Origin of the sequence: Acidocella sp. KAb 2-4, from assembly GCF_020567705.1 — a bacterium.
Lineage (GTDB): Bacteria > Pseudomonadota > Alphaproteobacteria > Acetobacterales > Acetobacteraceae > Acidocella.
Genome location: NZ_JAJDJU010000037.1, coordinates 1 through 13,790, shown reverse-complemented (window position 1 = coordinate 13,790; position 13,790 = coordinate 1). Strand labels below are relative to the sequence as shown.

13 protein-coding genes are annotated in these 13,790 nt (G+C 64.5%); 11 read left to right on the top strand and 2 right to left on the bottom strand.

Translation table 11 applies throughout. From position 1 onward, the window contains the following. The first annotated feature begins 2 nt into the window (after positions 1 to 2). The 5 genes from ispG to LI953_RS15630 all read left to right on the top strand — a co-directional run bounded on the left by ispG (position 3) and on the right by LI953_RS15630 (position 5,238). Positions 3 to 1,127 carry a flavodoxin-dependent (E)-4-hydroxy-3-methylbut-2-enyl-diphosphate synthase gene (ispG, locus tag LI953_RS14475; RefSeq protein WP_227076805.1) on the top strand — a complete coding sequence of 375 codons (1,125 nt, stop codon included), beginning with the start codon at positions 3 to 5 and terminating at the stop codon, positions 1,125 to 1,127. 69 nt (positions 1,128 to 1,196) lie between these two features. Further along, positions 1,197 to 2,417: a histidine--tRNA ligase gene (gene hisS / locus LI953_RS14470; protein ID WP_227076804.1), complete on the top strand. Its 1,221-nt coding sequence runs from the start codon at positions 1,197 to 1,199 to the stop codon at positions 2,415 to 2,417. After that, positions 2,414 to 3,475, top strand: a complete 1,062-nt coding sequence (gene prfA / locus LI953_RS14465) for a peptide chain release factor 1 (protein WP_227076803.1) — start codon at positions 2,414 to 2,416, stop codon at positions 3,473 to 3,475. Before hisS ends, prfA begins: the two co-directional genes overlap by 4 nt. Then, complete coding sequence (prmC, locus tag LI953_RS14460; protein WP_227076802.1) at positions 3,472 to 4,296, top strand: peptide chain release factor N(5)-glutamine methyltransferase; 825 nt, start codon at positions 3,472 to 3,474, stop codon at positions 4,294 to 4,296. Before prfA ends, prmC begins: the two co-directional genes overlap by 4 nt. 144 nt (positions 4,297 to 4,440) lie before the next feature. Further along, entirely contained in the window at positions 4,441 to 5,238 is a 798-nt protein-coding gene (locus LI953_RS15630; protein ID WP_370635813.1) for a DUF4167 domain-containing protein, read from the top strand. Between the two features lie 57 nt (positions 5,239 to 5,295). Here LI953_RS15630 and infC read toward each other — a convergent pair whose 3' ends face one another. Further along, entirely contained in the window at positions 5,296 to 5,835 is a 540-nt protein-coding gene (gene infC / locus LI953_RS14450) for a translation initiation factor IF-3 (RefSeq protein WP_227076806.1), read from the bottom strand. Positions 5,836 to 6,032: 197 nt separating this feature from the next. Here infC and LI953_RS14445 point away from each other — a divergent pair, with 197 nt between their 5' ends. The 6 genes from LI953_RS14445 (at position 6,033) to LI953_RS14420 (ending at position 13,377) form a co-directional block, all read left to right on the top strand. Then, complete coding sequence (locus LI953_RS14445; RefSeq protein WP_227076801.1) at positions 6,033 to 6,896, top strand: DUF2189 domain-containing protein; 864 nt, start codon at positions 6,033 to 6,035, stop codon at positions 6,894 to 6,896. A 450-nt stretch (positions 6,897 to 7,346) separates the two neighbouring features. After that, positions 7,347 to 7,682 (top strand): helix-turn-helix domain-containing protein, encoded by a 336-nt coding sequence (locus LI953_RS14440; RefSeq protein WP_227076800.1) that lies wholly within the window; start codon positions 7,347 to 7,349, stop codon positions 7,680 to 7,682. Further along, a complete protein-coding gene (locus LI953_RS14435) occupies positions 7,675 to 8,922 on the top strand; it encodes a type II toxin-antitoxin system HipA family toxin (protein WP_227076799.1) in 1,248 nt (415 codons plus the stop codon). The genes LI953_RS14440 and LI953_RS14435 overlap by 8 nt, the downstream gene beginning before the upstream one ends. Continuing rightward, the gene (locus LI953_RS14430; protein ID WP_227076798.1) at positions 8,919 to 10,043 is read left to right on the top strand and encodes a hypothetical protein; all 1,125 of its coding nucleotides are present in this window, start codon (positions 8,919 to 8,921) and stop codon (positions 10,041 to 10,043) included. Before LI953_RS14435 ends, LI953_RS14430 begins: the two co-directional genes overlap by 4 nt. Before the next feature lie 80 nt (positions 10,044 to 10,123). Continuing rightward, entirely contained in the window at positions 10,124 to 12,748 is a 2,625-nt protein-coding gene (locus LI953_RS14425; protein ID WP_227076797.1) for an AAA family ATPase, read from the top strand. Further along, positions 12,745 to 13,377 carry a hypothetical protein gene (locus LI953_RS14420; RefSeq protein WP_227076796.1) on the top strand — a complete coding sequence of 211 codons (633 nt, stop codon included), beginning with the start codon at positions 12,745 to 12,747 and terminating at the stop codon, positions 13,375 to 13,377. Before LI953_RS14425 ends, LI953_RS14420 begins: the two co-directional genes overlap by 4 nt. A gap of 45 nt (positions 13,378 to 13,422) precedes the next feature. On the opposite strand, the gene LI953_RS14415 is transcribed toward LI953_RS14420, so the two are convergent. After that, on the bottom strand, positions 13,423 to 13,790 hold a 368-nt coding region (locus LI953_RS14415; RefSeq protein WP_227076795.1), incomplete at its 5' end, for a hypothetical protein.

Here is a 13,790-nt window from a genome sequence, read left to right as displayed (position 1 = left end):
GCATGAACTACCGCGAATACCAGCAGATCATCCGCCGCAAATCGCGGCAGATCAGCGTGGGCAATGTGAAGGTCGGTGGCGATGCGCCGATCTCCGTGCAAACCATGACCAACACGCTCACCACCGATATCGAGGCCACGGTGGCGCAGATCCTGCGCGCCGAGGCGGCGGGGGTGGACATTGTGCGCGTGAGCTGCCCCGATGAAGAGAGCACCGCCGCGCTCAAGCACATCATCAAGCGCGTCAACGTGCCGGTGGTGGCGGATATCCATTTCCACTACAAGCGCGGCATCGAGGCCGCCGAGGCGGGCGCGGCCTGCCTGCGCATCAACCCCGGCAATATCGGCAGCCCCGAGCGTGTGAGGGAGGTCATCAAGGCCGCGCGCGACCATGGCTGCTCGATGCGCATCGGCGTGAACGCGGGTTCGCTGGAGAAGCACCTGCTGGAGAAATACGGCGAGCCGAACCCCGAGGCGCTGGTGGAATCCGCGCTGGAACACGCGAAGATCCTGCAGGACCACGATTTCCACGAGTTCAAGATCTCGGTGAAAGCGTCGGACGTGTTCATGGCCGTGGCGGCGTATCAGCAGCTCGCCGAGGTCTGCGATCACCCGCTGCATATCGGCATCACCGAGGCGGGCGGCAAGCGCGCGGGCACAGTGAAATCCTCGGTCGGGCTGGGCTCACTGCTTTGGGCTGGCATTGGCGACACCATGCGCGTCTCGCTCTCGGCGGAGCCGGAGGAGGAAGTGCATGTCGGCTGGGATATCCTGAAGACGCTCGGCCTGCGCCATCGCGGCGTGCGCATCATCTCCTGCCCCTCCTGCGCGCGCCAGGGCTTCAACGTCATCAAGACGGTGGAGACGCTGGAAGAGCGGCTGGCGCATATCCAGACACCGATCACGCTGTCGATCATCGGCTGCGTGGTGAACGGCCCGGGCGAGGCGCTGATGACCGATATCGGCCTCACGGGCGGTGGCGGCGGGCGCCACATGGTCTATGCCGCGGGCAAGACCGACCATACCATCCCCGAGGAGGAAATGGTCGAGCATCTGGTCGGGCTGGTGGAGAAGAAGGCCAGCGAGATCGAGGCCGCGAAGGCGGCGGAGAAGGCCGCGGCGGAATAGACGCGGGTTTGCGGTATCCTTGGTCCGGAGCGGGCGGCCGCTCCGGATTTTTATTTTGGTGGTGAAGTCATGGCGAATATCCTGCAACCCGTGCGCGGCACGCGCGATCTCATCGGCGAGGACGCGGCGAGGCATTTTCATGTCGTGGAGACGGCGCGGCGCGTGACCGGGCTGTACGGCTTCTCCGAATGGCAGACGCCGATCTTCGAGGATACCAAAGTGTTCTCGCGCACGCTGGGCGAGACCTCGGACGTGGTGACCAAGGAGATGTATACCTTCGAGGATCGTGGCGGGGATTCCATCACGCTGCGGCCCGAGGGCACAGCCGGGGTGTGCCGCGCGCTCATCACCAACGGGCTGACGCAGACGCTGCCGCAAAAAGTGTTCTACGCGGGCCCAATGTTCCGCTATGAGCGCCCGCAGAAGGGGCGCTACCGGCAATTCCACCAGATCGGGGTGGAGCTGCTCGGCCCAGCCACGCCGCTGGCCGATGCCGAGGTGATCAGCGCGGGCTGGCGCATTCTGTGCGAGCTGGGCATCGCCAAGGATGTGGTGCTGCACATCAACACGCTGGGCGACACCGAGAGCCGCGCCGCCTACCGGACCAAGCTGGTCGCGTATTTCTCGCAATATGCCGGCGAACTCTCCGAGGAGAGCAAGCTGCGGCTGGAGAAGAACCCGCTGCGCATCCTGGACTCCAAGGATGAGGACGACAAAAAACTCGTCGCGGGCGCGCCGCAGATGCAGGATTGCATGACCAGTGAGGCCAAGGCGTTTTACGACACGCTGCTCAACCACCTCACCGCCTTCGGTGTGCCGCATCAGCACAATCCGCATATCGTGCGCGGGCTGGATTACTATAACCACACCGCCTTCGAGTTCGTAACCACCGCGCTCGGCGCGCAGGGCACGGTGCTGGCGGGCGGGCGCTATGATGGTCTGGTTGAGCAGATGGGCGGCCCGGCTGTACCGGGCGTGGGCTGGGCGGCGGGCATCGAGCGGCTCTCCATGCTGATTTCCGCGCCGCCCCGCGCGCAGGTGCCGGTCGTGGTCATCCCGATGGGCGATACCGAAGCCCAGGCCCTGGACATTCTCAACCTGCTGCGGCGCGAGAATATCGCCGCCGAGATCGGCTATTCGGGCAACGCCAAGAAGCGGCTGGAGCGCGCCAATAAATCCGGCGCCGCCTTCGCCGTGCTGGTGGGTGAGGATCTGAAACTGAAGAACTTGGCCTCGGGCGAGCAGGCGGATGTGACCGCCGCGCAACTGCCCGCGCTGCTGCGCGCATGACGCCACAGCTCGAGCAGAAGCTGGACCGGATTCTCGCCCGCGCCGAGGAGCTGCGCTTCATGCTCTCCGGCACGCTGGCGGGCGAGGCGTTTGTGAAAGCCTCCAAGGAACTGGCGGAGCTGGAGCCGATCGAAGACCGCGTGGCCACGCTGCGCGCCGCTGAGAAGGGCATGGCCGAAGCCGAGGCGATGCTCGCCGACCCGGAGCTGAAGGATCTGGCCGAGGCGGAATATCACGACCTCAAGGCGCAGCTGCCCGAGCTGGAAATGGCCGTGCGCCTCGCCCTGCTGCCCAAGGACGAGGCGGATGAGCGCTCCGCCATTCTGGAAATCCGCCCCGCCGCGGGCGGTGACGAGGCCGGGCTGTTCGCCGCCGAACTCTTCGCCGCCTATCAGAAATACGCGCAAGGCCAGGGCTGGCGCTTCGAGGTGCTGGACTATGACGAGAACGAACTCGGCGGCATCAAGGGCGCGATGGCCGAGATCAACGGGCGCGGCGTGTTCGCCAAGCTGAAATTCGAGTCGGGCGTGCACCGTGTACAGCGCGTGCCCGCCACCGAGACGCAGGGGCGCATCCACACTTCCACCGTCACCGTGGCGGTGCTGCCCGAAGCCGAGGATGTGGATGTGGAGGTGAACGAGGCGGATCTGCGCATCGACGTGTACCGTGCCTCGGGCGCTGGCGGGCAGCATGTGAACAAGACCGAATCGGCCGTGCGCATCACCCATCTTCCCACGGGTATCGTGGTGGCGATGCAGGAGGAGCGCAGCCAGCACAAAAACCGCGCTAAGGCGATGAAGATCCTGCGCTCGCGGCTCTACGACGCGCAGCGCCACGCCGCCGATTCGTCGCGCGCGGCCGACCGTAAATCCCAGGTCGGCACCGGCGACCGCTCCGAGCGCATCCGCACTTACAACTTCCCCCAAGGCCGGGTGACGGACCACCGCATCAACCTCACCCTGCACAAGATCGACCGCGTGATGCTGGGCGAGTTCGACGATATCGTCGGCGCGCTGATCGCCGAGGATCAGGCGGCGCGGCTGGCGGCGGAGAGTTGATCCGCACCAGCGACGCGCTGGCCGAGATCACCGCGCGGCTGCGCGAGGCCGGGATCGACGAGCCGCGGCGCGAGGCGCGGCTCCTGCTAGCCGCGGCGCTGGGTGTGAGCACGGGCGGGCTGCTGGCGCGCGACAATGTGGACCAGGCCGCCTACGCGCCGCTGCTGGCCCGGCGCGCGGCGCGCGAGCCGCTGGCCTACATCACCGGACATAAGGAGTTCTGGGGGCTGGATTTCCTGGTCTCCCCGGCCACGCTGATCCCCCGCCCGGACACCGAAACGCTGGTGGAGGCGGTACTGGACGCCAAGCTTCAGCCGCGGCGGGTGCTGGACCTCGGCACCGGCACGGGCTGCCTGTTGCTGGCGGTGCTGCACGAAACCCCAGGCGCCTGGGGCGTGGGCGTGGATCTCAACCCCGAGGCGGCGGCGCTGGCGGCGCGCAACGCGGAGCGCCTCGGCCTGGGCCAGCGCGCGGCGTTTCTGGCCGGCAGCTGGGCCGACGCGCTGGACGCCAAGTTCGACCTTGTGCTCACCAATCCGCCTTATATCGAGAGCGCCGACATTCCCGGCCTGATGCCCGAAGTGGCTGGGTATGAACCCGCCCGCGCCCTGGATGGCGGCGCCAGCGGGTTGGAGGCGTATCGCGCCATCATCGCCGTCCTGCCCCGGATTTTGGCCGAAAATGGCCTTGCGGTGCTTGAACTCGGGGCGGATCAGGCTCCATTTATATGGGCATTGGCGGAGGCGGCGGGGTTTACCTGCGCCACGCGGCGGGACTTGGCGGGCATTGAGCGCGCCGCGCTGCTCAGATTCCGCAAATAAGCAATTGGCAGATCGCCATTATACGGCTAATCACAAGTTGCGCGGGCTGTATTGCCTCGAGTCTCCCAGTGATTTCGGGAGCCGCCATGGGTGGCGTTCAACGCCGCAGCGCGCAAGTCATCAGACGAGGATAGACACGAGCCTATGAATATGAAGCGCATGCGTGGCCGTGGCCATCGCCAGGGGGGCGGTGGTGGCGGTGGGTTTCGCAACCAGCAGAACGGCATTCCGCTCAACCGCAACCATGTTTTCGACAGTTCCGGGCCGGAGATGCGCGTGCGCGGCACCGCGCAGCAGCTTTTCGACAAATACACCCAGCTGGCGCGTGACGCCGCGAGCGGGGGCGACCGCGTGCTGGGCGAAGCCTATTACCAGCATGCCGAGCATTATTTCCGCATCCTGAGCGCCATCAACCAGGCCCAGGGCCTGCCGCCGCCGGGCCAGAACCAGCCGCAGCAGAATGGCGAGTTCCAGCGCCGCGAGCAGCCCGCCGAGGGAGCCGAGGCCCAGGGCGAGCCCCGCGCGGAAGGCCAGCCGGAGCGCCGCCAGGACGGGTATCAGCAAGACCGCCGCGAGCAGCGCCCGCAGCAGGACCGCCGCTTCGAGCCGCGCCAGCGCCAGGATTTCCAGCCGCGCGACCGCAACGAGCCGCGTGGCGAGCGCCCCTTCCGCCCCGCCCCGGCGCCGGTTGCGGAAACGCCGATCGACATCAGCTCGGCCCTGGAAGCCGAGTTGCAGGCCACGGTGGCCGAGCCGGCGGTGGCCGACATCCCCGCGATCCAGCAGGAATTGCCGATTGCGCCGGAGCCGCGCGCCATCCCCATCGTCGCCGACGCCCCGCCCCCGGCCGCCGAGGAGCCCGCCGCCGCGCCTGTGCGCCGCCCGCGTGGCCGCCCGCGCACCAAGCCGGTCGCCGCCGAGGTGGAAAAAGCTTCCGAATAAACGAAAAGGCCGGGGATGACCCCGGCCTTTTTTCTATCTGCCGTGCAGCGCGGCGCCCTATTTCGGCGCCAGCACCATCACCATCTGGCGCATTTCCAACTTGGGCATCTGCTCGACCTTGGTTTCGGCCTCCATGTCGGCGCGGATGCGTTCCAGCACCTTCACGCCTAGCTCCTGATGCGCCATCTCGCGGCCGCGGAAGCGCAGCGTGACCTTCACCTTGTCGCCCTCGCCGATGAAGCTCTTCATCGCGCGCAGCTTCACGTTGTAGTCATTGTCGTCGATATTGGGGCGAACCTTCACCTCCTTGATCTCGACGATCTTCTGCTTCTTGCGCGCCTCGTTGCGCTTCTTCTGCTGCTCGTACTTGAACTTGCCGTAATCGAGGATCTTGGCGACGGGCGGTTCCGCGTTCGGGCTGATCTCGACCAGATCGAGCCCCACGGCGTAGGCGCGGGCGATGGCGTCGCGGGTGCTGAGCACACCGATCATCTCACCATCCTGGTCGATCAGACGAACCTGCGGGATTCTGATATCTTCGTTGACCCGGGGGCCCTCACGCGAGGGAGGAGCGGGCGGCGCTGGCGGTCTGGCTATGGGTGAGTCTCCTGTTACGGTTGCAGGCTATCGGCTTAGGGCAAAACCGCCCGGCAATGCAATGCGCTGGCGCGCCTCGCGGCAAAATCTTCGTCCACCGCCACCGCGCCACCGCGGATAAATCAAATTTAATCAAGTAACCCTGATAGTCCTGCCCGCGAATACCTAGGTGCACAATACAGCCGGAGGAAACGATTATGCATATCCGCAACCCCGTAGAATGGGTGGTGGGGCAAATCCATACTCCCGAAGTCCTGGGGAGCGCCTCGCCCGAGACCTATTTCAGCACTGCCGACTCGAACCCGCCCGAGGTGCGCGAGATCGCGCCCGCCGACGCGCTGCGCGCCTTGCGCCAAGGGTGGGAGGATTTCAGCACCGCGCGCACCGACATGATCATGCTCTGGCTAATCTATCCGGTGATGGCGGCCTATCTGGTGGCCACCGATTTCTATGGCCAACTCATCCCCCTGCTCTTCCCCGTCGCCGCTGGATTCGCGCTGGTCGGGCCGCTTTTCGCCATCGGTTTTTATGAGATGAGCCGCCAGCGCGAGCTGACCGGGCAGATGCATTGGCGCGACGGCTTTGGCGTGCTGCGCTCGCCCGCCATCGGGGCGGTGACCGGCATGGGGTTGCTGCTGATCGCGCTGTTCCTGGCCTGGCTGGTGGTGGCGCAGATTATTTACGACGCCACGCTGGGACCGCAGCCACCCGCGGGCTGGCTCCCCTTCCTCACCGCCGTATTCACCACGCCGCAAGGCTGGGAGATGGCGGTGCTCGGGATCGCCTCCGGCGCGGTGTTCGCGGTGCTGGTGCTGGTCATCGCCAGCCTCTCCTTCCCGCTGCTGCTCGACCGCCCGGTAACGCTGGGCGGCGCCATCCGCACCTCAGCCGCGGCGCTGGCGCGCAACCCCGCGCCGCTGGCGCTGTGGGGCGCTATGGTCGCGGCGCTGCTGGTGCTGGGGGCGCTGCCCGCCTTCGCCGGGCTGATCGTGGTGTTGCCGGTACTGGGCCACGGCACGTGGCATCTCTACCGCACGATGGTGCCGCGCCCAGGCAGCTGAGCGCGGAGGATTACTCCCACTCTATTATCAATGGTCGCCATAAGGCATTGAAATCACGCTATTAAAAATATTTTTGCTGACGATATACCGTCAGCCGTCCCGCTAAAATGGCCGGCTTTTGAAATCATTGGATTTTTTCGGGACAACCCCAAAAACCGTACTTTCGGGGACTATCGTCAAGCGAGGAATGCAGGAAACAATCCGACTCGATCCGTGCATCCCACCGATTTCACGCTGTAACGCTATCATCACGACAGCCGATTGTCACGTAGGCCGGGGTGCGTAACCACTTCCTTGGACCTCCCCAATCTCGCAAAACGTCCGCGAGCGCTACGCTGACAGCATCAGCACCTAACTGCCGGACGACTACGCTCTAGACGCCGTTTGAGCCTAGAAATATTGTCATCTTCGTGCTACATATCCCTCCAATATGTCGTGCGAAGGTGTCATATGCCTACTCCACACACCCCTCCCGCCGCGGTGCGGCGGGCATTGCGCAAGCTCGGGGCGGACATCCATGATGCCCGTCGTCGCCGGCGGCTGCCCATGGCGGTCGTCGCCGAACGCGCCTTCACTTCCCGATCGACCCTGCAAAGGGTCGAAGCTGGAGATACCAACGTCAGCATCGGCATCTATGCCGGAGTCCTTCAAGCGCTGGGCCTGCTCGACGGCCTGAGCCAAGTGGCCGACATCAGCAACGACGGTGTCGGGCAGGCTCTAGCCAGCGCCGATTTACCCAAACACGTCCATCTCAAGCGGCCGGCCGGATCGTCCCGCGATGGCTGACTTCGAGATCCATATCGATCTGGACGGCCGCACGCGCCCGATCGGACTGGCGAGGAGCAATCGCGTCCGAGGCACAGAGACCATCCTCTTCGAGTACGACAGCGCATGGCTTGACGATCCCGACCGCTTCTCGCTGGAGCCGGCACTTGCACTGACGCGTGGCGCCTTCGCTCCTCCTGCGGGCCTTGCGACCTTCGGCTCCATCGGCGACTCGGCGCCGGACACCTGGGGCCGCCGCCTCATGCAGCGCGCCGAGCGCCGCCTTGCTGAACGCGAAGGCCGTGCCATTCGCACCCTCGCGGAAAGCGACTACCTGCTGGGCGTCGCCGACGAGACCCGGCTTGGCGCGCTCCGCTTCCGATGGGTTGGTGAAGATGTTTTCCAAGCGCCGATCCGTGCCGGCGTTCCAGCCCTGATCGAACTTGGTCGGCTGCTCCAAATCACCGAGCGGATTCTCCGGGACGAGGAAACGGATGAAGACTTGCAACTCATCTTCGCTCCCGGCTCCTCCCTCGGCGGTGCGCGTCCCAAGGCGTCGGTCATCGACCAACATGGTCACCTCTCCATCGCGAAATTCCCGAAGGAGACCGATGACTACAGCATGGAGACCTGGGAAGAGATCGCACTTCGGCTGGCCAGCCAGGCAGGTATCGCCACACCTCAGCACGAACTGATCGACGTCGCCGGCAAGGCGGTGATGCTGTCGCGACGCTTCGATCGCGATGGGACGACCCGCATCCCGTTCCTGTCCGCGATGGCGATGATGGGCGCCAAGGACGGCGAGCGCGGCAGCTACCCGGAGATCGTCGACGCCCTTGCCCAACACGGCGCCCAGGGGAAGACGGACGCCCATGCCCTCTATCGGCGTGTGGTCTTCAATGTGTTGATCTCCAATGTCGACGACCACCTCCGCAATCACGGATTCCTCTGGCTCGGAAAGGCCGGTTGGTCTCTCTCGCCGGCATACGACCTCAATCCTGTACCGACCGACCTCAAAGCGCGGGTGCTGACAACGAACATCGATCTCGACGAGGGCACCTGTTCGCTCGAACTGCTGGAGGCGGCATCGGAGTTTTTCGCGCTCACGCTGCCGCAGGCCCGCGCAATCATCAAAGAAGTCGCGACCGTGACTTCCACCTGGCGCGACACGGCCAAAGCGGTCGGCGCCCGCTCGGCTGAAATCAACCGCATGGCCAGCGCCTTCGAGCACGACGACCTCCAACAGGCGCTGGCGCTGTGACGAGGACATTCCTTCACAGCTTCGAGCCAGCCGCCGCAAGCCCCGTCTCCGGCGCCACCGTCAACCTGGAGGTCTCAGACATCGAGGATGCCGGCATTCGGGAAGTGCTGCAGACCCCGGGCGCAGCTTACGGCGCGTGGTCCATCCTGGACGCGCTGCTCGCGCCGACCGGCACGGGAACTCCGTTCATCTTCAAGGAGCCGCTCGGACAGGCCCGTGAAGTCAAAGTCGCCCTGTCGGGTTTGTTCGGACGCTTCGTCGCTCGCGCCTACCTTGAGCGCTATTTCAATCTCTCGATCTTCGCCCATCTCGGCAGTCGAACGATCGACCTCGATCGCCGACGGCAGGTTACGATCAAGCGTCTATCGCGCGGAGATCTCCCCGACTGGATCGCGTGCGCCGCAGACCTGTCCTCCTTGACCGTGGCTGAAGCAAAAGGTTGCCATGATGTCGGAGGCCCCACGAAGGCGCTGGACCGCGCGTGGGCGCAAGCTGGAAGGATCGACGTCACTGCTCGAGGCCGCAAGGTCTCGGTGAAGCGCATCGCCATCGCGACACGCTGGGGAATGGCCGCGGCAGGACCGACTGACGCCCACCTCTCTGTTCGCGATCCGATCGATGAAGGCGAGCCTATCGAGCCCGAGGAGAAGGATGCGCTCTTCGTCGGGCTTCTACGCCTGCACATCGCCAATTTGGTCAAGCCGCTTGGTCATGACGAACTCGCCGCCGTTCTCCACCGAATTACCCACCAACCATTCGCGCGAAGGCTCCAAGACGACCTCGGACGCGCCCGGGCGCTACTGGATGCCGCGCCGGTAAGAGAGGTGGAGAAAGCCACCGCCATGGGCGGGTTGATCGGCGGGATCGTCACTCGCGCCGGACCGGTCGGCGATGCTGACGTCGCCCCAGCAGACCAGGAGGCACTCGCTCGCCTCAATCTCAGGCCCGTGTTTGTCGGGGTTGAGCGCGACCTCATCCGAGCGGCCATCGACGCGGAGCCGCAAACTGTGCGCACTCGACTGACCCAGACGGTGCAGCCGGATGAATTTGCTCGCCCTGACCGCGCCGGTGGCTGGATTGTCCCACTCGGTCAGGAGCGACGCATCACAGGCGGCGCCTAATCGGGTGGCCATCGGAACTTTGAACATCACGGGGAAGCGGCCGACCACACCAGACGCGGCACGATCAAGGGGGCAGAACGATGGAAGCGCAGGAGAACGATCTCTCGAATGAGGCAGCGGCGCTCGCCGACATCCTCAAATGGTCGGCGGACCTGCCGGCATGGCAGCGCGACGCGCTGCGCCGGTTATGCAACCAGACCAAGCTGGAGACAGCCGACATCACAGCGCTCGTTGCGATCTGCAAGGGCGATGCGACAGCAGCGCCGCTCGACGCAAGCCACATCAGGGATCCTGCAGCCAGCCACGCTGTCGTCAACCTCGGCGCCCTTCACAGCCTGTCGCATGTCAACGCATTAGCGCAGGGTGAGCGCCTCTCGTTCGGCAAAGCGGGCCTGACTATCATTTACGGCGACAATGGCGCCGGCAAATCCGGCTACGCACGTGTCCTGAAGCAACTTTGTCGGGCTCGCTCGCCGAAGGGTGACGCGATCCTTCCCAACATCTACGCGGCTGGCTCCGGCACCCCCGCCGCCAGCGTCGACTTCCTCATCGGCGGACAGAAGCGAAGCGCATCCTGGACCCAAGGAAGTGCGCCAGATCCAATGCTCTCGGCCGTCAGTGTCTTCGATTCCCGTACCGCCAATGTCCACGTCGAGAACACCAATGATCTCGCCTACACACCGCTGCCGCTCCGCATCCTCGCCGGCCTCGCGCAAGCGTGCCAGGATGTGAAGGCCAAACTGGCTGCCGAGATAAAGGCGCTGCAAGAGCAGACACCCGCAGTCCTTTCGAAGCCCGAATGCAAGCCAGACACGCTCGTCGGGAAACTGATCGCCGGCCTGTCCGGAAAGACGAAGCAGGACGCCGTCGAAAAGCTCGCGGGACTGACGGCGGAAGAAGAATCGCGGCTTCAAACGCTCAACACCGACCTGGCCAGCGATCCTGCGCGCACGGTTCGTCAGCTCCAGAGCCAGGAAACCCGCATCAAGTCGGCGATCGAACAGCTCGAGCGGCTCATGACCGCCGCTACGGACGAAACCCAGGCAGCACTACGCGATGCCTATACGCACCTTGCGACGGCGCGCGCGGCCGCCGCTGCCGCGTCCGCCAACCTATTTGCCGACGAGCCGCTTCCCGACATTGGTTCCGATGTCTGGAAGGCTCTGTGGGTGGCGGCCCGCGATTATTCTCGCGCGTCCGCCTATCCCGACCGACCGTTCCCCGCGACCACGACAGGAGATCACTGCGTCCTGTGTCAGCAGCCGCTTAGCGAGGAGGCCGCAAAAAGGCTGAGCAGCTTCGAAGCGTTCGTGCAAGACGAGAGCAAGCGGCGCGAGCAGGAAGCCGCGAACGCCTATGACCAGAAGCTGGAGGAAGCCTCGTCGCAGGCCGTCTCGATGAAGGCGCTCATCGCGATCGTCGCGACGATCCGCGATGATGTCGGCCAAGAGGTCGCCGCGAAGATCCTTCGCCGCGAAACCCTGCACTTGGCTTGGCGGCTGCGTGCTATTCTGCGAACCCACAGCCTCGCAGCCCCGCCTGTTCTTCCGGCTTCAGCCACCATCTCGCTCGATCCCCTGCGCACGGCCCTCAGCGGCATCGCCACGCGCATCGAAGGTCTGCAATCAGAGGCCAGCTCACCGCAGCGCGCGGCACTCATCGCCGAGCGCGACAGCCTCGCCGACAGAAAATGGCTCGGCGTGGTGAAAGCGGATGTGCTTGCCCAGATCGATCGCCTGAAGACCACCGAGGCGACAGAGAAAGCCAGTAAGGACACCGCCACAAACAAGATCACGACTCAAAGCGCCCGCATCGCGCAAGCTCTCGTTACCAACCGCCTGCGCGGGCGGTTCGCGATCGAGGTGGACAAGCTCGGAGTCGCGGGGCTCGCCATCGAGCTTCAGCAGGCTAAGACCACCGCCGGCGTCCCGTTCTTCCAGGTCCGGCTCATCAACAAGCCAACCGAGCCGGTCGGCAAAGTGCTGAGCGAGGGCGAGCATCGTTGCGTCGCGCTGGCCGCCTTTCTCGCGGAGCTGTCGACCATTGATGCGCAGTCGGCGATCGTGTTCGACGACCCCGTCTCCTCCCTCGACCATTTGCATCGCGACAGGGTGGCCGCTCGATTGGCCGAGGCCGGCCAGACCCGCCAAGTGATCGTGTTCACCCACGACATGGCGTTCCTGCTTCTCCTCGATGAGGCGTGCCGGGCGACCAAGGACCGGGAAGCGACACCGGTGGCGTATCGCCTGATCAGCCGCGGCGCTGAAAACGCCGGCTACTGCCATCAGGACCCGCCCGCCAATGTCATGCCGCTCGACAAGGTGATCGGCGGAATGAAGGCCCACCTCGCCAACGTGAAAATCCATCACGAACGCGGCGATCAGGCCAAATGGCTACGCGAGGTGACGTCCTTCCAGGATCAACTCCGCACGACCTGGGAACGCGCCGTCGAGGAAGTGATCGGGCCGGTGATCCGCCGCCTGTCCCGAAAGGTGGACACGACGGGCCTCATCAAGCTCACCGTCCTCACCGATACCGATTGCACCGCGATGCGCGAAGCGTTCGGGCGGTGCTCGGCACTCCTTCACAGTCAGCCCGGAGAGATCAATCCACGGTTGCCTGCGCCATCGGCGATCACAGCAGAAATCGACGCGCTGGAAAAGTGGATTGCCGATATTCGGTCGCGACAGGAGATGGCCGCGTGACGATGATGAGCTATGACGAACTGTTGAATTCGTTGACCAGTCGCAATGCGCTCATCGTCCATTGCTCCCGACCCGGCAAAGGCGACGAAGGAATCAATGGCCTCCTGTTCCCGGACGACTTGAAGAACGCCAACAACATCTGCGGAAATCAGCACAAAGACCTTAGCTGCTCGCTGGTCTGGCCCGCCCACACCAAGACTTTCGGAGCTGTTGGCATCATCCTGAAGCCGCGCTCCACGGCGTCGATAACCTCGATCAGCCCAGCCGACTCCGGCACGTCCTACGACCCAATGACCGGTAAGCGGACGGGCGGCGGTGAGCCGTTCTCACGACAAGCTGTCGAGGACACTTTCGCCAAAGCAAACGACTACAACGAATGGACTGTCACGGACGCCGATACCGTAGGCATCTTCGTCAATCTCCGTGAGCCGCTCGTGGTCGCCCAGGTCGTCTCCTTCAAGAATATTCCAGGATACGATTCATCGATGCCCGACATGGGGCCGACCGTCGGGCAGGTCGAGCTGCCCCTGAAAGACGTGATTTCCGCTTTTCCGGATCTGCCCGTTTACGGATACCTGGGAACGGAGATCATCGAGATCGGCATCGACGCGGCAACGATCTACACTTGACGACGCGAACACTCGCCGCCTCTGATCGACCGCGAACGGAGCAAGCTAGACACCAGTAAGGAAAAACTCCTTGGCGCGCATCGTCCGAACGGACATCACATGATGCAGCAGGGCCGACGTCTCCGCATCCGAGCGATCGAGGATTGCGTTCAGTTTAGCAAGGGTGCGCTTTTGGCCCTGCGTCAAAGCTTGGCGATCGGCCTTCAATTGCATCGGCGACGTCCGAGCCACATAGGAGAGAAACTTCCCCAGAAGCCCAACCAGAGCATCGGATACCTGGACACCCGGCTCGGACTGAGAGTCCACGAACGCAAAGGTATTGAGCGGTTGATCCCCATCGCAAAAGGCACAAGCCTTCAATGCCTCCTGGATCACGGGCTCAACGTCCAATAGATGGCGCGCGTTTTTGAACA